Annotated in this window: 21 protein-coding genes; 7 read left to right on the top strand and 14 right to left on the bottom strand. The window is 64.8% G+C overall.

All coding sequences use genetic code 11. The features are described from left to right. Nucleotides 1-87: 87 nt before the first annotated feature. Genes ACVIHF_RS25340 through ACVIHF_RS25370 form a run of 7 tightly spaced genes read right to left on the bottom strand, consistent with a single transcriptional unit; the run spans nucleotide 88 to nucleotide 7,249 of the window. Nucleotides 88-1,125, bottom strand: coding sequence for a tagatose 1,6-diphosphate aldolase (locus tag ACVIHF_RS25340; RefSeq protein ID WP_456779507.1), 1,038 nt, complete (start codon nucleotides 1,123-1,125; stop codon nucleotides 88-90). Then, nucleotides 1,122-2,081, bottom strand: coding sequence for a sugar kinase (locus ACVIHF_RS25345; RefSeq protein WP_456792697.1), 960 nt, complete (start codon nucleotides 2,079-2,081; stop codon nucleotides 1,122-1,124). The genes ACVIHF_RS25340 and ACVIHF_RS25345 overlap by 4 nt, the downstream gene beginning before the upstream one ends. Then, the gene (locus ACVIHF_RS25350) at nucleotides 2,078-3,151 is read right to left on the bottom strand and encodes an ABC transporter ATP-binding protein (protein WP_456779506.1); all 1,074 of its coding nucleotides are present in this window, start codon (nucleotides 3,149-3,151) and stop codon (nucleotides 2,078-2,080) included. Before ACVIHF_RS25350 ends, ACVIHF_RS25345 begins: the two co-directional genes overlap by 4 nt. A 6-nt stretch (nucleotides 3,152-3,157) precedes the next feature. Further along, nucleotides 3,158-4,162 carry a zinc-dependent alcohol dehydrogenase family protein gene (locus ACVIHF_RS25355; RefSeq protein ID WP_253607375.1) on the bottom strand — a complete coding sequence of 335 codons (1,005 nt, stop codon included), beginning with the start codon at nucleotides 4,160-4,162 and terminating at the stop codon, nucleotides 3,158-3,160. 7 nt (nucleotides 4,163-4,169) lie between these two features. Further along, on the bottom strand, nucleotides 4,170-4,997 hold the full coding sequence (locus ACVIHF_RS25360) for a carbohydrate ABC transporter permease (RefSeq protein WP_028335651.1): 828 nt from the start codon (nucleotides 4,995-4,997) through the stop codon (nucleotides 4,170-4,172). A 4-nt stretch (nucleotides 4,998-5,001) separates the two neighbouring features. Beyond that, on the bottom strand, nucleotides 5,002-5,889 hold the full coding sequence (locus tag ACVIHF_RS25365; RefSeq protein ID WP_456779505.1) for a carbohydrate ABC transporter permease: 888 nt from the start codon (nucleotides 5,887-5,889) through the stop codon (nucleotides 5,002-5,004). Nucleotides 5,890-5,947: 58 nt separating this feature from the next. Next, nucleotides 5,948-7,249: an ABC transporter substrate-binding protein gene (locus ACVIHF_RS25370; protein WP_198400206.1), complete on the bottom strand. Its 1,302-nt coding sequence runs from the start codon at nucleotides 7,247-7,249 to the stop codon at nucleotides 5,948-5,950. Nucleotides 7,250-7,431: 182 nt separating this feature from the next. Here ACVIHF_RS25370 and ACVIHF_RS25375 point away from each other — a divergent pair, with 182 nt between their 5' ends. Genes ACVIHF_RS25375 through ACVIHF_RS25390 form a run of 4 tightly spaced genes read left to right on the top strand, consistent with a single transcriptional unit; the run spans nucleotide 7,432 to nucleotide 11,265 of the window. Then, nucleotides 7,432-8,466 (top strand): LacI family DNA-binding transcriptional regulator, encoded by a 1,035-nt coding sequence (locus ACVIHF_RS25375; RefSeq protein WP_456779504.1) that lies wholly within the window; start codon nucleotides 7,432-7,434, stop codon nucleotides 8,464-8,466. Between the two features lie 15 nt (nucleotides 8,467-8,481). Beyond that, the gene (locus ACVIHF_RS25380; protein WP_456779503.1) at nucleotides 8,482-9,216 is read left to right on the top strand and encodes an SDR family NAD(P)-dependent oxidoreductase; all 735 of its coding nucleotides are present in this window, start codon (nucleotides 8,482-8,484) and stop codon (nucleotides 9,214-9,216) included. Further along, complete coding sequence (locus ACVIHF_RS25385) at nucleotides 9,213-9,473, top strand: SUMF1/EgtB/PvdO family nonheme iron enzyme (protein ID WP_253607371.1); 261 nt, start codon at nucleotides 9,213-9,215, stop codon at nucleotides 9,471-9,473. Before ACVIHF_RS25380 ends, ACVIHF_RS25385 begins: the two co-directional genes overlap by 4 nt. Nucleotide 9,474: 1 nt before the next feature. After that, nucleotides 9,475-11,265, top strand: coding sequence for a chloride channel protein (locus tag ACVIHF_RS25390; RefSeq protein ID WP_456779502.1), 1,791 nt, complete (start codon nucleotides 9,475-9,477; stop codon nucleotides 11,263-11,265). 10 nt (nucleotides 11,266-11,275) lie between these two features. Here the strand turns inward: ACVIHF_RS25390 and ACVIHF_RS25395 are convergent, their stop codons facing one another. The 3 genes from ACVIHF_RS25395 to ACVIHF_RS25405 are packed head-to-tail and all read right to left on the bottom strand — an operon-like array spanning nucleotide 11,276 to nucleotide 14,749. Beyond that, nucleotides 11,276-11,998 carry a GntR family transcriptional regulator gene (locus ACVIHF_RS25395; protein WP_028335658.1) on the bottom strand — a complete coding sequence of 241 codons (723 nt, stop codon included), beginning with the start codon at nucleotides 11,996-11,998 and terminating at the stop codon, nucleotides 11,276-11,278. 28 nt (nucleotides 11,999-12,026) lie between these two features. Then, entirely contained in the window at nucleotides 12,027-13,622 is a 1,596-nt protein-coding gene (locus ACVIHF_RS25400; protein ID WP_456779501.1) for a GMC family oxidoreductase, read from the bottom strand. Beyond that, on the bottom strand, nucleotides 13,622-14,749 hold the full coding sequence (locus ACVIHF_RS25405) for a mandelate racemase/muconate lactonizing enzyme family protein (RefSeq protein WP_456779500.1): 1,128 nt from the start codon (nucleotides 14,747-14,749) through the stop codon (nucleotides 13,622-13,624). Before ACVIHF_RS25405 ends, ACVIHF_RS25400 begins: the two co-directional genes overlap by 1 nt. 122 nt (nucleotides 14,750-14,871) lie before the next feature. On the opposite strand from ACVIHF_RS25405, the gene ACVIHF_RS25410 reads away from it, so the two are divergent. Genes ACVIHF_RS25410 through ACVIHF_RS25420 form a run of 3 tightly spaced genes read left to right on the top strand, consistent with a single transcriptional unit; the run spans nucleotide 14,872 to nucleotide 17,450 of the window. Further along, complete coding sequence (locus tag ACVIHF_RS25410; protein ID WP_225163506.1) at nucleotides 14,872-15,627, top strand: ABC transporter permease; 756 nt, start codon at nucleotides 14,872-14,874, stop codon at nucleotides 15,625-15,627. Continuing rightward, the gene (locus ACVIHF_RS25415; RefSeq protein ID WP_456792698.1) at nucleotides 15,624-16,433 is read left to right on the top strand and encodes an ABC transporter ATP-binding protein; all 810 of its coding nucleotides are present in this window, start codon (nucleotides 15,624-15,626) and stop codon (nucleotides 16,431-16,433) included. Before ACVIHF_RS25410 ends, ACVIHF_RS25415 begins: the two co-directional genes overlap by 4 nt. 21 nt (nucleotides 16,434-16,454) lie before the next feature. After that, nucleotides 16,455-17,450, top strand: coding sequence for an ABC transporter substrate-binding protein (locus tag ACVIHF_RS25420; protein WP_028335663.1), 996 nt, complete (start codon nucleotides 16,455-16,457; stop codon nucleotides 17,448-17,450). A 23-nt stretch (nucleotides 17,451-17,473) separates the two neighbouring features. Here ACVIHF_RS25420 and ACVIHF_RS25425 read toward each other — a convergent pair whose 3' ends face one another. Genes ACVIHF_RS25425 through ACVIHF_RS25440 form a run of 4 tightly spaced genes read right to left on the bottom strand, consistent with a single transcriptional unit; the run spans nucleotide 17,474 to nucleotide 22,338 of the window. Then, nucleotides 17,474-18,982, bottom strand: a complete 1,509-nt coding sequence (locus tag ACVIHF_RS25425) for a glycerol-3-phosphate dehydrogenase (RefSeq protein WP_456792699.1) — start codon at nucleotides 18,980-18,982, stop codon at nucleotides 17,474-17,476. Then, nucleotides 18,979-19,707 (bottom strand): class II aldolase/adducin family protein, encoded by a 729-nt coding sequence (locus tag ACVIHF_RS25430; protein WP_172647311.1) that lies wholly within the window; start codon nucleotides 19,705-19,707, stop codon nucleotides 18,979-18,981. Before ACVIHF_RS25430 ends, ACVIHF_RS25425 begins: the two co-directional genes overlap by 4 nt. Before the next feature lie 17 nt (nucleotides 19,708-19,724). After that, nucleotides 19,725-20,765: a 2-hydroxyacid dehydrogenase gene (locus tag ACVIHF_RS25435; RefSeq protein ID WP_456792700.1), complete on the bottom strand. Its 1,041-nt coding sequence runs from the start codon at nucleotides 20,763-20,765 to the stop codon at nucleotides 19,725-19,727. Continuing rightward, a complete protein-coding gene (locus ACVIHF_RS25440) occupies nucleotides 20,758-22,338 on the bottom strand; it encodes an FGGY family carbohydrate kinase (RefSeq protein ID WP_456792701.1) in 1,581 nt (526 codons plus the stop codon). The genes ACVIHF_RS25435 and ACVIHF_RS25440 overlap by 8 nt, the downstream gene beginning before the upstream one ends. Between the last annotated feature and the right edge of the window lie 2 nt (nucleotides 22,339-22,340).

Here is a 22,340-nt window from a genome sequence, read left to right on the forward strand (position 1 = left end):
CGCATCCCTTTTCCGGCCGCTCATGACGGTCTGGTTGCAGGTTCGAGTCCTGCCGGACCCACCAAGACACGTTGCGCCGTTACCATTTCAATAGGCGCGGGCGAAGTCGCCCTCCTGCTTGATGTCAGTGAATACAGGAAAGCGCGCCTTCCACGGCGTGCCCTTGGCCGTCGTCAGCTTGTTGAGCCGCTCAAGCACGCCGAGGCCGTCCTTGCGCAGGCTCGCCGAAACCGCCGCAAGGTCCGGGAAATTCTTCAGGACGGCATCGAGCCAGATGGTGCGGCCGGCCAGGAAACCGCCCGCGCCCGCGGCATAGGCGAAGTCGAGGACGCGCTCGAATTTTTCCGGCGCGGCGCCGCCCGACAGCAAGACCCAGGGAATGCTCCGCTCGCGGCAGATATCGCCGATCGCATCGAATTCCTTCTGCGCGGCCTTGGCTTCCGCGCTGCCGTCACGGGCCGGCAGACTGTTGGCCGCGAGAGGGCTCTCAAGCTTCAGGAGATCGACGCCGTATTCGGGCCTGGCAAACTCGCGCACGCTATCGATGACGAGGCCCGGCAGCTTGCCGGGCGATTCCACGTAATCGGCGGTGTGATTGGCGCTGCCAAGGAACGGATAGACCAGCAGTTCAAGAACATAGGGAACGTCGTGGCGGGCGCACTCCTCGCCAATCTCGCGCACGAAGCGCTTCTGATGCTCGTTGACCGCGGCGTCCGCATCCGGCCGATACCAGGCCAGCACCTTGACGGCGTCGCCGCCCATGGCGCGAATTTTCTCCACACTCCAGTTGGCGATCGCGCGCGACTTGCGACCGCCCGCGGTCTCCTCGACGCGATGCTCCTCCAGCGTCATGATCAGGCCGCAGCGCGGCGGCAACAGATCGATCGCTGCGGGCACGGCAAAATTCGGGTCGAACAACATCGAGCTGCAATGCGGTGCGAGGTTCTCCACGAGGAGCCGCTTGGCCGCCGTGACGTCGGAATATTCGACCTGATCCCGCGTGATTCCCTTCGCCTTCGCAATGGCATCGAACAGCGGCGGCCGCTGATCCAACGCCACCATGCGAAAGTGGCCTTCCGCGTCAGCAAGCCGTCCCAGCCCGCGGTTCTTTCCAATCGTTCTCATGGCTTCGTCCTCATGAATGCAAGACAGTCGTTGATGGTGGGGATTCCGTTGCGGCCACCGGCGTGGCGACATTTCATCGCGGCCGTGGCTGCGGAAAACGCCATGGCGTGGCCCACATCGAGGCCGACGCCGATCGCAAGGGCATAAGCGCCGTGGAAGACATCGCCAGCACCGGTGGTATCGACGACATCGACGGCATAGGCGGCGCGCCGGTGCAGCTGGCCATTCTCGTACCAACTGACGCCACCCTCGCCGCGCGTAGTGGCGATGACGCGGCAGCCGAAGCGCGCCAGTGCTGCGAGCGATTCGTCTTTGGCAGATCCGGCGAAAGAAGCGAGCGCGGGCTCGGAAAAGATCGCGTGGTCGGTCAGGGGCAGCAGTCGCTCGAATACCTCGGCATCAGCCATGTCGCCGTCGAGCACCGTCGGAATGCCGCGCGCACGCGCCTCGCGAAACAGCGTCGCGGCGCCCTCCACCCAGCGCGGATCGGCCAGCACCGAGGATGCGCGAGCGACGGCTTCAAGCGGAAGCCAATCGGCCGCTTCCGGAAACAGACCACGGAAGTTCACGATCTGCCGCTCGCCCGAACTGTCGACAATGATCCCCGAGACCGATGAGCAGCCATCGGGAAACAGCCGGAAATTCTCGACGTCGACACCTTCGGCCGCAAAAGCCGACCGCATCTCGTGCCCGGCGGCATCGTCCCCTGCCCGCCCCCAGAACGCGACGGAGGCACCGAGCCGCGCGACCGCGACCGCGGCATTGGCGGCCATTCCGCCGCCAAGGGTACCGTAGTCGATGGCCTTTATCTTCTCGCTGTTGCCCGCAAAGAGCCGATCGACGCGCCAGACCTGATCGAGCGCGGATAGCCCAAGGCAGATCACCTGGACGCCCCTGGCTCCCGACGCCACATCCGCGAGCGCCGAAAGAGCTGCTATGTTCGCCGATGCGCTCACCGCAAAACCTGCCCGTTCGCTGCATCGAACAAATGCGTCTTGCCCGGCTGCGGCCGCAAGCTGAGGCGGTCGCCGAGCTTTGGTCGCAACGACGGATCGACCCTTGCGATCGCGGAGACGCCCGCGAGATCGAAATGGATCAGCGTATCCGAGCCGAGCGGCTCGACCAGCTTGACTTTGATGGCGATGCCGTCGGCCGCATCGGTCGCGACGGCAAAATGTTCAGGACGAATGCCGAGCACGGCGTTTCCGGCCTGCCGCAGGCGGCTTGCGGCCTCGCCGTCCAGCGGCACCGCCGTTGCGCCTTGCGAGAGGATCGCGCGCTCCTCACGCCATTCGACCGGGAAGAAGTTCATGGCCGGCGAGCCGATGAAGCCGGCGACGAACTGGTTGGCCGGCCGCTCGTAGACCGTCTCCGGCGTGTCGTATTGCTGGATCGTCCCGTTCTGGAGCACCACGATCCGGTCAGCCATCGTCATGGCCTCGATCTGGTCATGGGTCACGAAAACCATGGTGGTCTTGAGCTCCTGCGATAGCGCCTTGATCTCGGCCCGCACCTGTCCGCGCAGTTTTGCGTCGAGGTTGGACAACGGCTCGTCGAACAGGAACGCCTTGGGATTGCGCACAATCGCACGGCCCATGGCGACGCGCTGGCGCTGTCCGCCGGAGAGCTGCTTCGGCTTGCGATCGAGATAGGGCTCGATGTGCAGGAGTGCGGCGGCACGCTTCACGCGCGCATCGATCTCCGCCTTTGGCGTTCCCCGCAGCTCCAATGCGAACGACATATTGTCGTAGACGCGCATGTGCGGATAGAGCGCGTAGTCCTGGAACACCATCGCAATATCGCGCTGTGCAGCTTGCACGCCGTTGACGCGCTTGTCGCCGATGTAGAGGTCACCCGACGTGATCGGCTCGAGACCCGCAATGATTCGCAGCAGGGTCGACTTGCCACAGCCGGACGGCCCGACGAAGACGACGAATTCATGGTCCGCGATCTCCAGATTGAGATCGGGGATCACGGTGAAACTGCCGTAGCGCTTGACGAGGTTGCGGATCGAGATCGAGGCCATGATCGCCTAACCCAGCGCCAGTACCGGCTTGATCAGTTCGCCCCTGGCAAAGCGGGCGAAATTCTCAGGCAGCGCCGACAGGCCGAACTCGCCGTCGACGAGGACGCGGTATTCGTCCTTGAACTTGCGCAGCAGCTCGATGTTCGGCTCGAAATCCGAGACCGGAAAGTAGAAGGTCCGGATCATGTAGAAGTCCTTGCGGCGGAACACCTTGCCCTCCTCGATGGTCCAGGGCGCGGCGTTCTCGCCGACCAGCACCAGCGCGCCGCGCGGCAGGACAAGCTCGATGCCGAGGTTGCGCGCCGCATGCGCGCCGGAGCATTCCATGATGAGAGCAAAGCGCTTCGAGGTGTCGCCCACGGGATGCGCCTTCGCGCCGAAGGATTGCGCGATCTTCAACCGCGTCGCATTGGGGTCGGCAACGTAGATGTCGTTGTAGCCGAGCGCACGGAGCGCCAGCACGACGCCGAGGCCGACCGGCCCGGCGCCCATGACAAGAACAGGTCCGGCCTCACCGGGCGGCACCACGCGGCTGACGAAACGCACGGCGTGGCCCGACGTGCCGATGGTGTCGAGCAAGAGCGGCGCAAGGCTGTCCTCGATGTCATCGGGCACCGGCAGCAGGCAATTTTCCGGCACCGGCACGTATTCGGCGTAGCCGCCCGGCCGGTTCCAGCCGATCAGGCTGGAGACCTCCAGGCACATCTGGGTATCGCCGCGCTTGCAGGCCGCGCAATGGTCGCAGTGGAGTGGAATATAGACGGCACAGCGGCGACCATGTAGCCGGTGACCGGGCTGCTCAACCACGCCGAAAATCTCATGGCCGGCGGTGAACTCTGCGCCCTTGTGCCAGAGCTTGAAGTCAGAACCGCACAGCGCGGTGCGCGAAACGCGCACGAGCACTTCACCTGTGCCGACGTCAGGCATTGCCACGCGCTCGATGGTGATGCGGTCGCCGCCGTGGAAGACCGCGGCCTGCATGATCGAATTCGGACGGGGTGACACGTTCATCAGATGCCTAGCCTTTCACCGCACCGAGCGTCAGTCCGGACACCAGCCAGCGCTGAACCAGGGCAGCCAGCACCAGCGGCGGCAGTGCGATCAGCGTCGCCGCGGCCATGAGAGCGCCCCATTGCGTCGAGCCTTCGCCGATGAAGTTGAAGGCCGCCGCGATCAGCGTCTTGGTGTCGCCGTTGGAGAGCACCAGCGCAAACAGGAAGTAGTTCCATGAGAAGACGAAGGCGAGGATCGCCGAGACGGCGACGCCGGACGCCACCAGCGGCAGCGCGATGCGCCAGAGGATGCGCGTGACGCTGCATCCGTCGACCTGCGCCGCCTCGAAGACGCTGCGCGGGATGCCGTCGAAGGATGGCAGCAACACCCAGATCACGATCGGCAGCGTGATGACCGCGTGGCTCAGGATCAGCGCGGTGTAGGAGCCGATCATCCCGACCTGCCGGAACATGACGTACCACGGCAGCAGGAACAGCGTGCCCGGCGCCATGCGCGCTGCGAGCGTCAGGATCGCCGGCCATGAGATCCGTGTCCAGGAGACGGCGAAAGCGGCGGGGATGCCGAACAGTAAGCCGAGCGCCGTCGAGCCGACGGTGACGATGAGGCTGTTGAGCGCATAGCTGAGGAACGGCGTGGTCTTGGTCAGCTCGACATAATTGTCAAGCGTCGGCGTGAAGATCAGCGTCGGCGGATAGGCGGTGACCTCGAACGACGGCTTGAACGAGGACAACACCATCCAGACCGTCGGCGCCATGATGAGCACGCCGGCCAGCACGAGCTGCACGGTGTTGAGCCAGCGGATCCAGCGGTCGGTGTTGGCGGCATCCGTCATGACATCACCACGCCACAGCGCCGCGCAGGCGGTTGAAGGCGAGCACGGCGCCGAACACGATCGCCGTCAGCGTCAGCATCAGGGCGCTGGCGTAACCGATGTTGAAGAATTCGAAGCCGACCCGGAAGCCGTAGATGTTGAGCGTGTTCGAGGCGTTGCCGGGGCCGCCCTGGGTCGTGATGTAGATGATGTCGAAGAAACGCAGGAGATCGACGCTGCGCAGGATGGCCGCGGTGACGATGGTCGGCAAGAGCAGCGGCAAAGTGATGCGCTGGAAGGTCTTGAACGGCGATGCCCCGTCGATCTGCGCGGCCTCGTAGACGCTCGGCGGCAGGGATTGCAGGCCGCCCAACACGATCAAGGCGACGTAAGGCGTCCACTGCCAGCTGTCGATCAGAGCGACGGTAGGGATAACCCAGGTCGGCGACGCCAGCCAGTCCGACGGCGGCAGGCCGAACGACTGGAGGATGTAATTGGCCGCGCCCAGCGAAGGATCGAGGATCACCAGCCACATCATGCCCGCCACCACTGGCGGCATCATGAACGGGGAGATGAACAGCGAGCGCACGATTCCCGGCAAGCGCCTGGCGTGAAACAACACCAGAGCCAGCCACACGCCAAAGACGAGTTGGAGCACCAACGACAGCACATAGAGCGCTATGGTGATCCAGAGCCCGTGCCAAAACTCGTAGTCGAAGATCAGCTTTGAGTAATTGGCGAGGCCCGCAAAGGATTGCTTGCCGGTCGAGGAGAATGTCTGGAAGCCGAGCCAGATCGTATAGACGACCGGAAACGCGATCATCGCGACCGTGAAGATCACGGCCGGCGCCGAGAGCGTCGCCATTTCCAGCTTCTGCCGGTCCTGCGTGAGTGTCGCAGCCGCGTCCGACATGCGTCCGTTTCCTTGAGAGTGAGGCGCCGGCAGGCATAAGCCTGCCAGCATCAGGCGGTTACTTCTGGGCGATCAGCGCATCGAGCGCCTTGTCGGCATCAGCACAGGCCTGGTCGATGGGCTTCTGCTTCAAGATCAGGTCCTGCACGGCCTGGCCGATGAATTCGCGTGATTCCGGGTTGGCGATGATGGGATAGCCGACCTCGGAGGAGCCCTTCGTGGCCAGCACGTCGAGCGCAGCCTGCCATTCCTTGCGGACGGGTTCTTCGTCGATCCATTTACGGTACTCAGGATCCTTGGCAACCGACGGCCGCGGCGGGGCAATGCCCTGGAGCGCCATTTTCTTCTGCACCTCGGGGCTGGTTGCCCACTGCACGAAGTACCAGGCCGCGTCCGGCTGCTTGCTGTGCGAAGACACCGCCATGCCCCAGCCGATCGTGGTCGGCACCTGGCCGGCCTCGCCTGCCGGGAACGGCAACAGGCCGGTGTCCTTCAGGCGCGCGCCGCCCTCCATCACCGTGCGCAACTCGTTCGAGGATTCGAATGCCATCGCGGCGCGGCCGCTGCGGTAGAGCGCCGAAATCTGCTGGAAGCTGTAGTTGACCACACCCGGCGGACCGAAGTCGCGCAGCAGCCGGCTATAGGTGTCGAGTGCTTCCTTGCCCTTGGCCGAGCAGAGGTTCGACTTGCCGCCTGCGATGTAGCTGCCTCCGATGTTGTGCAGCATGTTGCTGAAGGTGTAGGCGACCGCGGGCTTGAGGCCACGCGAGACAAAGGGCGTGACAGCGCTGTCGCAGGTTTTGATCTTCTCGGCCGCCGCCTCGACATCCTTGATGGTCTTTGGCGCCTCGATGCCGCACTTCTTGAAGATGTCGGTGCGGTAATAGAAGATCGGACCTTCGATGTTCATCGGCATGCTGGTCAGCTTGCCCCCGAAGGTCGCAGCCTTGAGCAGGGCCTGGCTCAAGCCGGCCGGGTCGTATTCCTTGGCCACCTCGTTCTTGGCCATCGCAGTGAGATCGCCGTACCAGCCGGCCGCGGCGAACTGCTCGCCCTCGCGCGAAGGCAGCGTCATGAACACGTCGACCTCGTCGCTGTTCGCATTCATGACGGTGACCAGGCGCTGGCGCATCTGTTGTTCCTGATAGCCGTCGACCTTCAGGGTCATGCCGGTCAGCTTCTCGAAATCGGCCTTGTAGGTCAGCAGCGCCTGCGCGACGGGATTGTTATTGGCGAGAAAGGTGACGGTCCTGCCCTTGAATTTCATCCAGTCGAAATCGGCCGCATGAGCCTGCGCGCTGACGGCGACAATCGCGAGAACGGGCAACGCGACGTGCGTCGCGAGCATCCTGACCTTCATCGAACTCTCCTCCCGGCTGGCCGCCTTAAGCTGGCGGGCCATTTTGAACGCGGCTTGAAAACGGTTACAATTTAGACCTCACATCGGTTGTGTCAAGCAATGGACAAACCGGATATTCTGCGGCAAATTTACGAGATTACCGCTGCCACGCGGTTTGCCCCATCGAATGTAACGTTACATTGATGCGATTGACCAACGCCAAATCCGTGAAACAGGGCATCCGCGCCGTCGCAGCCCGTGCCGGCGTCTCAACGGCCTCGGTGTCGCGCGCGCTCAACAATCCCGATGCGGTAAGCCCTTCCCTGCGGGTGCGCATCGAACAGGCCATCGACGCGCTCGGCTACATCCCGCATGCGCCGGCGCGCATCCTGTCGTCACGGCGCTCGCGCACTCTTGGCGCGATCGTTCCGACAATCGACAACACGATGTTCGCGCGCGGCATCGCCTCGCTACAGCAGTATCTCTCCTCGGTCGGATACATGCTGTTTCTCACCACGAGCGGCTACGATCTCGACGTCGAATTGCAGCAAGCGCGCAATTTGATCAGCCGCGGCGTCGATGGACTTGTGCTGCGCGGTGATTGCCATCACGAGGGACTGCGCAAGTTGCTTGCGGACAACGCGGTTCCCTTCATCAATGTCGGCATCTACCAGCCTGATCGACCCCACCCGTGCGTCGGAACCAACAACGAAGCGGCCGCCCATCGCGCCGCTGCGCATGTCATCGAGCTTGGCCACCGCCGCATCGGGATCGTCTCGGCGCTCCAGCGCAACAACGACCGCGCCAGCGCTCGCGTCGCCGGCTTTCGCCGCGCGCTCACCGAGAACGGCCTGGAGCTTCCGCCGCAATGGCATGTCGAGGTGCCCTACACGCTGGATGACGCGCGAGAAGCGGCTCGCTATCTCCTCAACCTGAAGGATCGTCCGACCGCCGTCGTCTGCGGCAACGATGTCATCGCCTACGGCGTCTTGCTCGAGGCGGAGCGCGATGGATTTTCGGTGCCGCGCGACCTGTCGGTGGTCGGCTTCGACGATCTCGACTGGAGCCGCCATTTGCGGCCGAGCCTGACCACGATCCACGTACCGACCGGAGAAACCTGGCAGCGCGCCGGGGAATATCTGGTGCGCAGCCTCGCCGGCGAGCAGACCATCATGCATCGCGAGATCGACTTCTCCCTGGTGGTCCGTGAATCGACGGCTCCCCCTCTCAAATCCTGAAGCGAGACCCCTGCAATGCGCTCAAATTTCTCTCTTGCGTCCGGCTTCCATGCCGTGGTGATCGGCGGCGCCGGCGACATTGGCGCCGCGATCAGCAATCAGTTTTGCGATCTCGGCGCGACGGTGACCGCAACGGCGGCCAACGAGACCGATCTGGCGCGCACCCTGCTGAAATCGCGCCCCGGACTCGCACTGGCGACGCTCGACGTCACGAACGACGCCGCTGTTGCGTCCTTTGCCCAACAACAAAAGCGCGTCGATGCGCTGGTCAACTGCGCGGGAATCCTCGCCCGCGACAAGGAATACGAGATCGAGACCTTCATGAAGGTGCTCGACGTCAATCTCACGGGCACTTTTCGAACCTGCATGGCGTTCCGCCCGCTTCTCGCCGAGAGCAAGGGCGCGATCGTCAATCTTGCCTCGATGAATGCGACATTGGCGCTGCCGCGAATCCCGGCTTATTGCGCCAGCAAGGGCGGTGTCGTGATGCTGACCAAGGCGCTCGCCTTGGCATGGGCCGAGCAAGGCATCCGGGTCAATGCGGTTGCGCCCGGCTATATCGAAACGGCGATCAATGCGGCCGGCCGCACCGATCGCGCGCACTATCAGCGCATCGCCGACCGCACCGCGTTCAAGCGCTGGGGTCAGCCGGAGGACATTGCGGGAGCCGTCGCATTCCTCTGCATGCCGGCATCACAATATGCGACCGGCACCGTCGTCGCGGTGGATGGCGGGTTTCTTGCCGGATGAGCCAGGAAACCAACGGATACGGCCTGCATAATGTCGCCGGAAATGTTTGGGAATGGTACGAGGACCGCCTCGCACCGTCGGGAGTCCCCTTGAATCGCGAGCCTGCACCGAACCGCTCGACGCGCGGTGAATCCTGCCTCGAGTCCCACGGCAGCCGCCACCGCTTCGCAGCGCGAAACCCGAACGCGCCGGTCGGCTCGTCGGGCACGACCGGCTTCCGTGTCGTGCGCACCGGGCAGCTGCGGGATCCGGCATAGGATGACGCTGGCGACAAATGCCGCGAAGCCGGCCCCTGCTCCCGGCACCCGTCTGTTGCCGCTGTTCTTGCGCAATTTCGTGCGCAATCGCGAGACCGGCCTCGTGCTGGTCGGCATTGTCGTCGGGTTGCTGAGCGGCGTCCTCGTTGCCGCGATCTCGGGCCTCAGCCAGGCTTCGCACGCGCTGCTGTTCGACATTCCCCTCGACGCACATCTGAGCGCCACCGGCGTGATTTCCTGGCAGCGCACGCTGCTGATCCCGGCAGTTGGCGGCCTGGTCCTGGCGCTGATCGGGCTGTACTTCGCGCGGCGCGTCAAGGGACAGCAGCTCGCCGACGCCATCGAAGCCAACGCACTCTATGGCGGCCGGGTGTCCTTCCGCGGCAGCCTGCTGATCTCGATCCAGACTCTGCTGTCCAACGGATTCGGTGGATCGGTCGGACTCGAAGCGGGATACACGCAGATCTGCTCGATGTTTGGCTCCCATGTCGGCCAGCGCCTCGCCGCCCGCCGCAACGACATGCGGCTGTTGGTGGCCTGCGGCGCGGCGGGGGCGATCAGCGCAGCGTTTTCGGCTCCGCTGGCCGGCGCCTTCTATGCCTTCGAGGTCGTGCTGGGAGCCTACACCTCGGCCGCTCTGGTGCCCGTCATCGCCAGCGCCGTCACGGCCTGGCTGGTGGCGCGGGGGTTGACGCACCAGTCCTTTCTGATGGTGCCCGGCTTCCCATCGCCCGTGTCCGTCGAGATGATCGGACAGACCGTGCTGATCGGCATCATTTGCGCATTCGTCAGCATCCTCGTCATGCTCGCGGTCGCATTCTCCGAACGTTGCTTTCAGCGCGTCACGCTCTTCAGCGGCTTCGTGCGCCCGATCCTCGGCGGCCTGCTGCTCGGCGGCCTCGCCCTGCTGACGCCGACCGTGCTCGGCGCAGGACATGGCGCAATGCAGATCCTGCTGGTCAGCAATCCGAGCTGGCTCCTGCTCACGACGACCATCGTGCTCAAGATCCTGGCATCGGCCGTCTCGCTCGGCTCCGGCTTTCGCGGCGGCCTGTTCTTCGCCTCGCTGCTGCTCGGCGCGCTGATCGGGCAGCTCTACAGCGTCGTGCTGACCGGCCCCTTCCCCACGCTCGCGCTTCAGCCCGGGACCGCCGCCATCGCGGCTCTCGCCGCACTCGGAACCGGTGTGCTCGGCGCACCGTTCAGCATGGTTTGTCTCGCGCTCGAGATCACCGGCGATTTCTCCGTGACCGTCGGGGCCGTGGTCGCATCATCGGTCTGCGCGCTGATCGTCCGCGAGTTGTTCGGCTACAGCTTTGCGACATGGCGCTTCCACCTGCGCGGCGAGGTGATCCGCGGTCCGCAGGACATCGGCTGGGTCCGTCAGATGAGCGCAGCGTCCCTGATGCGCGCCGACTTCGAGAATGCGCTGACGACCATGCCGATCGGCGAGGCGCAGAAGCTGTTCTCGCCGGCGCAGGTCCGACAGGTCGTGCTGCGCGATCCGAACGGCAGCTATGCCGGCATCGTCGCGGCGGCGACGCTGCATTCCGTCACCAATCGGGACGACGATCCGCTCGGGTCGCTGGCCCAGCAGCAGGATGAATACCTGCTTCCGACCACGTCGGTTCGCGAGATCCTGAAGGCCTTTGAACGGAGCGAAGCCGACGTCCTCGCGGTCATCGACCGTGCCGACCATCGCGTCACGATTGGCACCTTAAGCGAATCCCATGTGCTGCGCACCTATGGGGAAGAGCTCGAACGCCGGAACCAGGAGCTGTTTTCGCGGTGATGCTTGCGCGCTATGGCCTTAGATCCATATCGATCCGCACAAAGTCGCCGCGATAGGTGACTTCACCGAGATAGATCACGGTGCGATCGCTCGCCGTGAAGACACGGCGGACTTCGGCGACCGGCGAATTCAAAGGCACGCGCAGCAGCCGCGCCGCCTCGATGTCCGCGGTTCCGATGGTCAATGTCTGGCGGGCGCTGGCGATCGCCGGATCCCTGAGATCGTTGAGGATCGGGATCACCGTCTCGTTGCGAAAGCGCTTGGGAGACCTGCGAAAGATCTTCTCATCGAGATAGATGGAAATGACGCAATAAGGCTGCTTCTGGCGCGAGTGCAGACGGCGCATGAAGACATATTTCTCGGCCGGCTTGCCGTCTTCGGGAAGCAACGGCGCATCGCTCCGGCTTTCCGAGATGTTGATGATCTCCGGCGAGGTGTCGCGGTACATGTCCGCGAGATCGGACAGTGTGGTCTCGACCTTGAGCCAGCGGTCCTGTCGCACAGTCCCGGTGACGAAGGTGCCGCGGCCCTGCTGCGCCTCGATGACACCGTCGCGGGCGAGCAGTTCGACGGCCTGCCTGATGGTGACGCGCGAGACGCCGAACTCGGCCGCCAGATCCTCGTTGGCCGGCAGGCGAAAACCTTGACTCCAGACGCCGCGCGCAATCCGCTGGCGAAAGATATCGGCAATCTGCGCGTATTTGGGGACGTGACTGTCGGAACTCAATTCCATCTCGCCCTCCGGAAATCAAGCGGCCCAATCACGGCATGACAAGGGCTGCACCGCGTTCCCCGATCATCAGGCTCGCCGCATTGGTATTGGCCGAGGTGATCTGCGGCATCACCGAGGCGTCGATGACGCGCAGCCGCTCGACGCCGCGCACCCGCAGCTGCGGATCGAGTACTGCCCGCTCGTCGCTGCCCATGCGGCAGGTGCCCACGCAGTGAAACACCGTGCCGCCGGTGTTGCGCGCAAACTCCCACAGCCCGGCATCGTTACTTGCGGCCTGGCCCGGCACCATTTCGACGTCCCAGAGCGGGCGGAACGCCTTTTGCTGATAGATCTCGCGCAAGATCTTCAGGCCGGCAACAATGGTCTTGCGGTCGATCTCCTCGGCGAAATAATTGGGCGCGATCAGCGGCTGCTCGAACGGATCGGCCGAGCGGATCGCGAGCTGTCCGCGCGACCGGCCGTGGCATTGCCAGACCGAGGCCGTGAAGCCGGAATAGCTGTGGAGGGGTTCGCCGGGCTTGTCGACGGAGAGCGGCATCACGTTGAACTGCACGTCGGGACGGCCACCGACCGCATATTCGGTACAGGCCGCTCCGCCCACCTGTCCCGCCCCCACCGTCAACGGTCCCCGTCCGGCCAGCATCCATTGCAACCCCATCTTCGCGAGTTCGACAGGATGGCGGACCTGGTCATTGAGCGAGATCCGCTCCTTCAGGCGCACGATCAGCCGTGCCTGATAGTGGTCCTGCAGATTGGAGCCGACTTCGGGCGAATCGGTGACGACGGCAATACCGTGCTTGCGAAGCAGGTCGGCCGGACCAATCCCGGAAAGCTGGAGGATTTGCGGCGATTGCAGCGCGCCGCCCGACAGGATGACCTCGCGATTGGCTGTCGCGCGATGAACCTGCCCTTTGCTGATCCACTCGACGCCGGTCGCGACGCGGTCGTTGAAAGTGACTTTGCTCACCTGCGCATGCGTGATGATGGTCAGGTTGCGCCGGTCGGCAATCGGTCGAAGAAAGGCGGATGCCGAGCTGGTCCGCCAATGCCGCCCGATGCCAAGCTGATAGGCACCGACGCCAAGCGTCGTCGCGCCGTTGAAGTCGGGATTGCGCGGCAGGCCGAACTGCACGCCCGCCTCTACCCAGGCCCTCGACGCCGGGTTGTCGTTCCGGAGGTCGGAGACCTCGAACTCACCGAGGCCGCCGTGAAACTGGCTCTCGCCGCCGCGGTAGCGTTCGTAGCGCCGGAAATAGGGCAGAACGTCGCGATAGCTCCAGCCGTCGGCGCCGAGACGTTCCCAGTCGTCAAAATCCTCGTGCTGGCCGCGGATGAAGATCAGGCCGTTGATCGACGACGATCCGCCAAGCACGCGGCCGCGTGGCCAGACGATGGCGCGGCCGCCGCTTCCTTCCGACGGCTCGGTCTTGAACAGGCGCGAGAAGCGCTCGTCGTAGATGGTCCGGTAATACCCGACCGGCAGCTTGAGCCAGAAATTCCGGTCCGATCCGCCGGCTTCCAGCAGCAGCACGCGGCAGGCAGGATCGGCCGACAATCTGTTTGCGACCACACAGCCGGCCGACCCCGCACCGACGATGATGTAGTCGTAGCCAAGCCCCGACATCAGGCGGTCCGGTATTGTTCGATCGAGGCAAGATCGGGCGCAATGCCGAGACCCGCCTCGTCGCCGAGCTCGATCATTCCATCGCTGACGTGAAGCACGGGGCCGCAGAATTGATCCCGCAGCGGGTTCTCATTGCTGTCCACCTCCAGCAGTCCCTCGCCGCCGACGCCCGCCAGAAGATGCGCCGACGCCAACAGGCCGATGCCGGCGCCGAGATAGTGCGGACAGAACATCTTGCCTGACGTCAGGATGTCGCGGGCGATGCCGGCGCAAGCCGAAAGCCCGCCCCACTTGGCGATGTCGGGCTGGACGACACCGAGAACCGGCTCGCTCAGCACCTCGGCAAAGCCAGCGTGGCTCGCGATGTTCTCACCGGCCGCGAGCCGAAAACGGATCGTCTCGTGCAGCTGCTTCCATTCCTGCCGCGGACGGTCCGCGCGGATCGGCTCCTCGAGCCAGGCAAGGCCGAACGGCTCGAGCTGCGGCGCACGCTCGATCGCCTGCGCGATGGTCCAGCCCTGGTTGACATCGGCCGCAAGCATGCCATCGCCGACGAGGCGGCGCAGCGCGGCGAGATTGGCCCGGTCGCCTGCCGGATCGAAGCCGATCTTCAGCTTCAACGCGCGATAGCCGCGGCCGAGCGCTGCTTCCGCCGCCCGCTCCGATCCGACCGGATTGATGCCGCTGGCATAGACCTTGATCCGGCTCCGCGATCCGCCGAGCAGTTTCCACAACGCTACGTTCCGGCGGCGCGCATGGAGATCCCAGACGGCGAGATCGATGCCGGCGATCGACTGCGCGAATGGGCCCGCTTCGCCGGATTGCAACGCGAGCACCGAAGTTCCCTGCGTCAGCCGCTCGAATGCGGCACCAGGTTCGCTTGCCCTGAATCCGACAAGCGCCGGTGCCAGGACCTCATTGACCAGCCGAACACGATGCTCGGCGCCCGGCGCGGGAAAGTTGCACCAGACCTCGCCCCAGCCCACGTAACCGTCCGTGTCCTCGACCCGAACGAACACGGCAGGCCGGTCCCCCATCCGCCCGAACGAGGTGATGACCGGTGTCGTCAGAGGATAGCGAAAGCCAAAGGCCTGGACGCTCCGGATGTTGAAAGGCGGCGATGTCATGCGCGGAAAAGCCTGCGGCGCCTGCGACCAAAGCGGCGCTTGTATGGTCATCCTATTTATAATATGACTTGGGCAAACATCAACTGCAATCTGGGTGGACGCGTCGAATGGACGGAGCTGGCGTGAGACGCTTTGGTCTCGGGTTGATACCGTGGGTCGGTGCGATCCTGCTCTGGTATGCCGTGCGCTGGAGCGGCTTCGTCAACGCATCGCTGATCCCCGCCCCGCACCAGGTCGCCGCGAAATTCGTCGAGCTTCTCACCAAGGAAGGCCTCCTGATCGACATCTTCGCCTCGACCAGGCGCGTCTTTTTCGGCGTCTCGCTTGGAATTCTGGTCGCGGTGCCGGTCGGCTTTCTGCTCGGATGGTATCGCCCGGCCCGCACTTTCGCCGACCCCATGATCAATTTCTTCCGCGCGCTGCCGCCGATCGCGCTGATCCCGCTTGTCATCGTCTATTTCGGCGTCGACGAACTCGCAAAGCTCGTCATCCTGTTCTACGCCTCGTTCTTCTCCGGCGTGATCGTCATGTATGAGGGAGTCTCGCAGATCACGCCGCTCTATATCCGCGTGGCGCAGACGCTTGGCGCCAATCAGGCGGAAATCTTCCGCAAGGTGATCATTCCCCTCACCGTTCCGCACATCCTCACCGCGCTGCGGGTCGCGCTTGGGGTCGCCTGGGCGACGCTGGTGGCATCCGAACTGATCGCGGCCCAGCGTGGGCTTGGCGCCATGATCCAGAATGCATCGACCTACTTCCTGCTCGACGTCATCTATGTCGGCATCATCTGCATCGGCCTGATCGCGCTGATCATGGACATGATCCTGCGCAAGATCACGGCCCGGTTGCTGGTCTGGCAGGATCGGGCCATCGCATGACCACGCGTGCACAGTTCGACAAGGTTTCGCTTGCCTTCGAGACCCCGAAGGGACGCCTCAACGTCGTCGAGGATGTCAGCTACGATATCAACGATGGCGATTTCATCGCGGTGATCGGCCCTTCAGGCTGCGGCAAAACCACGATGATGAGCATGCTCGCGGGCTTCCAGAAGCCGACAACCGGAAGCGTGCTGTTCGACGGGCGGCCCGTCACGGGTCCTGGTCCCGAGCGCGGCGTCATCTTCCAGGAATATGGCGTCTTCCCGTGGCTGACGGTGAAACAGAACATCGCTTTCGGCCTGACGCTGCGAGCCAATCACGTCGCGGCCGACGAGCGCGATTCGATCTGCGATCACTATCTCGGCCTGATGGGGCTGTCCGACTTCGCCAACTCCTATCCGAAGCATTTGTCCGGCGGCATGCGGCAGCGGCTCGCGATCGCGCGGGCTTATGCCGTCAAGCCGCAGTTCCTGCTGATGGACGAGCCGTTCGGTGCGCTCGACGCCCAGACCCGTTCCAACATGCAGAACCTGCTGCTCAAGGTGCTCCAGACCGAAGGCAAGACGGTCATGCTGATCACCCACTCCGTGGAGGAGGCGATCTATCTCGCGTCCCGTATCGTGGTGGTGACCGCGCGGCCGGCGCGGATCAGGCAGATCATCGACGTGCCGTTCGCCTATCCGCGCGATGAATCGATCCAGGAACGGCCCGAATTCGGCGAGCTGCGAAGCTATATCAAGCATCTCGTAATGGACGAGTATCGCGCCCAGCAGGCGCAGATGCGTCCGGTCTCATTCTCGGAATAACAACACAGCGGAGGACGACCTATGGATCGGCGACAATTTCTGACCACGACGGCCGGGCTTGCCCTGGGGTCCTTCACCGCCGCAGCCCCTGCGATTGCTCAGGCAAAAACAAAAGTTCGTGTCGGCTATCTGCACACCGTTGCCGTCGACGGCCAGATCTGGACCGGCATGGACCGCGGTTCCTTCGAAAAGCAGGGACTGGATCTCGAGCTGCGGCAGTTCAATACCGGCCTCGAAATCTTCCAGGCGCTGATCGGCGGCAGCCTCGACGTGCTGGCGACGGGCGCCGTGCTCTCGAACTTCCCCGCCCGCGGCCAGGGCAAGGTCTTCCTCATCAACGACATCGAGGTCGCGACCGCACAGCTCTGGGTGCGCGGCGATCAGGGCATCAAGTCATTCGAGGACCTGAAGGGCAAGCGGATCGCAACTGCGACCGGCACCACCGCGCATGTGTTCCTGGACACCGCGCTGCGCGCGAACAAGGTCGATCCCAAACAGGTCGAACTCGTCAACCAGACCATGCCGGCCGCCGTAACCGCCTTCATTTCAGGCGCGGTGCCTGCCGTCGCGCTCTGGGTGCCTTTCAACGTGACGGTTCGCGACAAGGTGCCGGGCGCGGTCAAGCTCGCCGACGCCTCAGCCTATTATCCAAAGGCCGCGATCATCGGCGGCTGGGCCGCGGCCAACGACTATTACGAGCCCAACAAGGAAACGCTGGCGAAGCTGATCCGTGGCTGGGCCGATGCCAATGACTACATCATCGCGAACAGCACCGAAGCGATGGAAAAGCTGCAGAAGGGCCATTACAGCCAGACGCCGATGGCCGACATCGACGAATCGTTCAAGGCGCAGAAGATGTTCTCGTCGCGGGACTGGAAGCGGATGTATTCCGACGGCACGGTCACCAACTGGCTGCAGCAATCGACCGACTTCTTCATGGCCAATGCCGGCATCAAGGACTTTACCCCGGCAAGCAAATATTTCGATCCGAGCCTGTATTTGAAAACGATTGCGTGACGCACCTGGACGCAAATCGCGTCCTAGAGGTAGCTCTCGAACGCGACCCGCTGCGCGGGCGTCAAGTGCAAGCCGTGCTTGGTGCGCCGGTCCAGGAAGTCGGCAGGCTGCCTTGCCCACTCATTCTCGCGGAGATACACCGCTTCGCATTCATAGAACTCGCCGCCGAAATGACGGCCCAGGTCTGCGGCGCTGCGGACCGGACCCAGCAGCTGGCGCGCGCGCGTCCCATAAAGACGGGCATAGTGATGAATGAGCGTTCGCGGCAAATCGGGATAGTCGCGTGCCAGCCGATTCGCGAATTCATCGAAACTGCCGCCGATGTCGCCGCCCGGCAGCGGCCGATCCGCGGTCCAGGCCGACGACAGCTTCGGAAACCACGGCGCGAGGCGCTGCAGCGCCTGCTCCGCCAGCCGGCGGTAGGTCGTGATCTTGCCGCCGAAGATCGACAGCAGCGGCGGCACGCCCTGCGCGCCATGAACCTCGAACACATAGTCGCGCGTCACGGCCGACGGATTGTCGGCGTTGTCGTCGTAGAGCGGCCGGACCCCGGAGAACGCATGCACGATCTCGCCGGCCTGCGGCGGCGTTCGGAAATAGCGGCGCAAGACCTGCAACAGGTAATCGGTCTCGTCCTCGCCGATCGCGACGTCCTCGGCGCGGCCGTGATAGGGAATGTCTGTGGTGCCGATCAATGCGAGATCGCCCTCATAGGGGTTGACGAAGATCACCCGGCGATCGCTGTTCTGCAGCAGATAGGCCTGCGGCCCGCTCCAGAATTTCGGCACCACGATATGGCTGCCCTTGACCAGCCGGACGCTCTGGGCCGAGTTCAGGCCCGCCACGCCCTGGATGACATCCTGAACCCACGGCCCGGCGGCGTTGACCAGCGCGCGCGACCGCACGACCTGCGTTGTGCCGTCGTCGCCGCGCATGTCGAGCAGCCAGGTCTCGCCGTCGCGGCGCGCGCGCACCGCCCGCGTGCGCGGCAGGATGCAGGCGCCGTTCTGCGCGGCATCGATCAGATTGAGGATCACCAGCCTGCTGTCATCGACCCAGCAGTCCGAATATTCGAAGCCTCGCCGGAACTCCTGACGCAGCGGCGCGCCCTCCGGAGCGCGGGACAGATCCAGGCTGCGGCTCGCCGGCAGCTGCTTGCGACCACCGAGATGGTCGTAGAGCAACAGCCCGGTGCGGACCAGCCACGCCGGCCGCTGCTCCGGCGAATGCGGCAGCACGAAGCGCATCGGCCAGATGATGTGTGGCGCCGACGCGAGGAGCACCTCGCGCTCGATCAGCGCCTCGCGCACCAGGCGGAACTCGTAATATTCGAGATAGCGCAGCCCGCCATGGATCAGCTTGCCCGAGCGCGACGAAGTGCCCTCGGCGAAATCATCCTTCTCGCACAGCAGCACCTTCAGGCCGCGGCCGGCGGCGTCGCGGGCGATGCCGGCACCGTTGATGCCGCCACCGATGATCGCGATATCGACCAGCCCGTGATCCGTACCTGAGACCGGCGCAGTGCCCGTCATCGCTTGCTGCTGCGCCGTTTCTCGGCGCGGCGCGGCGCTGCCTTTGCCGTTGCGCGCGCCTTGTTCGGCTTCGGCGCCTGCAGACCGTAAGTGGAGAATCCCTTCGCGGTGTCGGCAATCTCCTCGTCGGTCAGGATGACGCGCGAATCGAGCGCCAGCGAGAGGTAGTACTGACGCGCGATGGTCTCGAGCTCGACCGCGAGCCACATCGCCTTGTCGAGATTGGCGCCGAGCGCGATCATGCCGTGATTGGCGAGCAGGCAACCATTGCGGCCTTCGAGCGCGGCGATCGCATGATCGGACAATTCCTTGGTGCCGTAGCGCGCATAGCCGGCGCAGCGAATCTCGGTGCCGCCGAACGCCGCCATCATGTAATGGCAGGCCGGGATCGGCTTGCGGGCGATCGCGAGCACGGTCGCGTAGGTCGAGTGGGTATGGACGATGGCGCCGACATCGGGCCGGGCGCGCGTGATGTCGAGATGGAAGCGCCATTCGGTGGACGGCTGCAGCGGCCCCTCCCACGCGCCATAGTCGCCCTCGAGCGGCATCGAGGCGATCATCTCCGGCTTCATCGAATCATAGGGCGTCGCCGACGGCGTGATCAGCATCCGGTCCTTGTAGCGGGCGGAGATGTTGCCCGATGTCCCCTGGTTGAGACCCGACGCATTCATCCACCGGCACTTGGCGATGATCGCCTCGCGCAACTGTCGTTCCTCACGGGTCATACGAACTGCCTTTCTCTTCAGCACGGATTGCGTGGCGGCTCGCCGGCCAGGAAGCGGCGAACCTCTTCGGCCGCCTGCACGGCGGCCACGGTGACGGTACGCACGGAGGCGCCCGCGATGTGCGGCGTCAGCGTGACGTTGGGAAGTCGCAAGAGCGGCCAGTCCGCCGGAACCGGCTCGACCGCGAAGGTGTCGAGCATGGCGCCGCCGAGATGCCCCGATGCCAGCGCATCATGCAGCGCGTCGTAGTCGACCAGCGGACCGCGCGCGGTGTTGATCAGGAACGCGCCCGGCTTGATCCGCGCCAGCGCCTCGCGCCCGATGAAACGGGTGGTCTCCGGCGTCACCCGGGCGTGCAGCGTGACGACTTCGGCGCGGCCGAGCAATTCGCCGAGCGCGACGTGCTCGACGCCGTCATTGCGGTCCTGCGCGCTGAGCTGGACATAGGGGTCGGCGACCAGGATCTTGCAGCCGAAGGCCTTCAGCAGCTTGACCACCCGGCTGCCGATCGCGCCGTAGCCGACGATGCCGACCGTCATCTCGCCGAGCTCGCGCCCGGTACGGTCGGCGCGATAGAGATCGCCGCGCCATTCCCCGCCACGCAGCGCCTCGTGACCGCTGCGGATCAGGCGCGTCTCGGCGAGGATCGCGCCGATGGTGAACTCCGCGACCGCACCCGCATTGCGGCCGGGCGTATTGACCACCAGCACGTTGTGGTCGCGCGCCGCCTGCATGTCGATGTTGACCGGGCCGCCGCGCGACACCGCGATGAACTTCAGCTTCGGCAGCCGCTCCAGCATCGACCGCGAGATCGGCGCCAGATGGGTGACGAGCAGTTCGGCATCGCTGATGAAGCCGATGATCTCGTCGGGCTGCCCCATGAATTCCTTCAGACCGTCGAGCTTCGAGCCGGCGTAACCGTGCTCCATCGGCTCGTCCGGCCAGGGCTGCTCCAAGGTGCGGATATCGACCCCATCGCCGCAGGCCGATCGGATGTGCTCGGCGAACACCGAGGGCAGCATGAAGCGGTCGCCGACGATGGCGATGGACTTAGACATGATCGCCTCCGGCGCGCAGCGCGGCGAGTTGCTTCCAGACCGGCCGCGACGCCAGCCTTGCCTCGAGATAGGTCGGGAAGATGCTGGCATAGCGCTTCGCCAGCGCAGCGTCCGGCGATTGCGGCGCACTTAGATGCGGCGCGACCCACTGCTCGGCACAGGCGCGCATGTCGGGATAGGCATCGATCGCGACCGCCGCGATCATCGCAGCGCCTGCGGCGCCGGCCTCGGCGCGGCTGCAGATGCGGACGTCGCAATCCAGTGCGGCCCCCAGGATGGCGGCAAGCGCACGGCTCTTCGCCGCGCCGCCCGTGATCCTGACGTCGCGCGGCAGCGACCCCATCGCCGCGTAACAATCCCGTGCGGCGAAGGCCAGGCCCTCCATCACGCCGCGCATCAAGTCGCCATAGCGGTGGCGCGAGCGCAGGCCGAAGAATTGCGCGCTGGCCTCATGCGCGACGAACGGACCGCGCTCGCCGGCATCGGAAATGAACGGGTGGAACAGCACCTCGCCGGGCCTGGCCCGGAGCACCTGATCGTCGAGCCGGCGGATCAGCTCGGCGCGTGTGCGCGTCACGCCTTCCGCCGCCAGCATGTCGCAGGCGAGATCGAGCATCCAGTCAATGTTCAGCGTCGCCGCCATGTTGGACTGCATTTGGGCATAATGACCGGGCACGGGGAACGGCATGGTGTAGCCGGTTGCCTCCCGATTCAGTGTCACCGCGTCGGCGCTCGGTACCAGCCGCATATGCATGCCGGTCGAGCCGATGATGGTGCAGCCGACATCGGGTGACGGATCGTAGAGCCCGGCGCCGAGCGCATTGCAGATCACGTCCACATAGCCGAGGCAGACCGGCACACCTTCCGGCAGGCCGATCTCGATGGCGGCGGCCGCGGTCAGCGGATGCGTCATGACCGCGCCGTCAACGACCGGCGGGAACAGGCGCGTCAGGTCGGCGATACCGATCAACCGCGCGGTCTCTGCGTCGAATGCTCGCTTGCGGAAATCGCCGCAGGAGAACGTGGCTTCCGACGGATCGGTTGCGCGTTCACCGGTGAGCAGGAAATAAAGCCAGTCCTTGCAGTGGAAGGCCGTGGTCGCGCTGGCGATCGTGTCGGGCATGTGGGCCTGCAGCCAGGCCAGTTGCGGCCCTTGCTGGCAGGCATTGAGCCCGGAGCCGGTTCGACGGTAAAGGATCGCGTTGTGCTCGCTGCCGCGAATCGCCTCGACCAGCCGCCCGGCGCGCGAGTCGAGCCACAGCAGCGCCGGCGCGACCGGCCGGCCGTCGTCATCGATCAGCCAGGTGCCGTCGCCCTGCCCGGTCACCGCGACGGCCGCGATCCGCGCCGACAGGTCAGGCACGGACTTCGCCAGCGCACGAATGACCGCGACCGTATCGCTCCAGGTCCGCGCCATGTCCTGCTCGACATGGCCGCTGGCCGGGCTAACGTAGGCGTTCGGCCGCGAGACATCGGCTAGTTGCTCGCCATTCAACGTGAACGCCACCGCCTTGATCAGGGAGGTGCCGGCGTCAATGCCGATGATCACGTCGCGGCTGGCGGAAGCGGTCATCG

The organism is Bradyrhizobium sp. USDA 4506, assembly GCF_054058795.1.

Bases quoted from the DNA above. Each gene is read 5' to 3' on its own strand.
- ACVIHF_RS25405 (WP_456779500.1), bottom strand. From the start codon at position 14,749: ATGACATCGCCGCCTTTCAACATCCGGAGCGTCCAGGCCTTTGGCTTT.
- ACVIHF_RS25415 (WP_456792698.1), top strand. From the start codon at position 15,624: ATGACCACGCGTGCACAGTTCGACAAGGTTTCGCTTGCCTTCGAGACC.
- ACVIHF_RS25350 (WP_456779506.1), bottom strand. From the start codon at position 3,151: ATGGCCTCGATCTCGATCCGCAACCTCGTCAAGCGCTACGGCAGTTTC.
- ACVIHF_RS25420 (WP_028335663.1), top strand. From the start codon at position 16,455: ATGGATCGGCGACAATTTCTGACCACGACGGCCGGGCTTGCCCTGGGG.
- ACVIHF_RS25430 (WP_172647311.1), bottom strand. From the start codon at position 19,707: ATGACCCGTGAGGAACGACAGTTGCGCGAGGCGATCATCGCCAAGTGC.
- ACVIHF_RS25370 (WP_198400206.1), bottom strand. From the start codon at position 7,249: ATGAAGGTCAGGATGCTCGCGACGCACGTCGCGTTGCCCGTTCTCGCG.
- ACVIHF_RS25380 (WP_456779503.1), top strand. From the start codon at position 8,482: ATGCGCTCAAATTTCTCTCTTGCGTCCGGCTTCCATGCCGTGGTGATC.
- ACVIHF_RS25340 (WP_456779507.1), bottom strand. From the start codon at position 1,125: ATGAGAACGATTGGAAAGAACCGCGGGCTGGGACGGCTTGCTGACGCG.
- ACVIHF_RS25385 (WP_253607371.1), top strand. From the start codon at position 9,213: ATGAGCCAGGAAACCAACGGATACGGCCTGCATAATGTCGCCGGAAAT.
- ACVIHF_RS25355 (WP_253607375.1), bottom strand. From the start codon at position 4,162: ATGAACGTGTCACCCCGTCCGAATTCGATCATGCAGGCCGCGGTCTTC.
- ACVIHF_RS25425 (WP_456792699.1), bottom strand. From the start codon at position 18,982: ATGACGGGCACTGCGCCGGTCTCAGGTACGGATCACGGGCTGGTCGAT.
- ACVIHF_RS25440 (WP_456792701.1), bottom strand. From the start codon at position 22,338: ATGACCGCTTCCGCCAGCCGCGACGTGATCATCGGCATTGACGCCGGC.
- ACVIHF_RS25395 (WP_028335658.1), bottom strand. From the start codon at position 11,998: ATGGAATTGAGTTCCGACAGTCACGTCCCCAAATACGCGCAGATTGCC.
- ACVIHF_RS25375 (WP_456779504.1), top strand. From the start codon at position 7,432: ATGCGATTGACCAACGCCAAATCCGTGAAACAGGGCATCCGCGCCGTC.
- ACVIHF_RS25365 (WP_456779505.1), bottom strand. From the start codon at position 5,889: ATGTCGGACGCGGCTGCGACACTCACGCAGGACCGGCAGAAGCTGGAA.
- ACVIHF_RS25390 (WP_456779502.1), top strand. From the start codon at position 9,475: ATGACGCTGGCGACAAATGCCGCGAAGCCGGCCCCTGCTCCCGGCACC.
- ACVIHF_RS25435 (WP_456792700.1), bottom strand. From the start codon at position 20,765: ATGTCTAAGTCCATCGCCATCGTCGGCGACCGCTTCATGCTGCCCTCG.
- ACVIHF_RS25400 (WP_456779501.1), bottom strand. From the start codon at position 13,622: ATGTCGGGGCTTGGCTACGACTACATCATCGTCGGTGCGGGGTCGGCC.
- ACVIHF_RS25360 (WP_028335651.1), bottom strand. From the start codon at position 4,997: ATGACGGATGCCGCCAACACCGACCGCTGGATCCGCTGGCTCAACACC.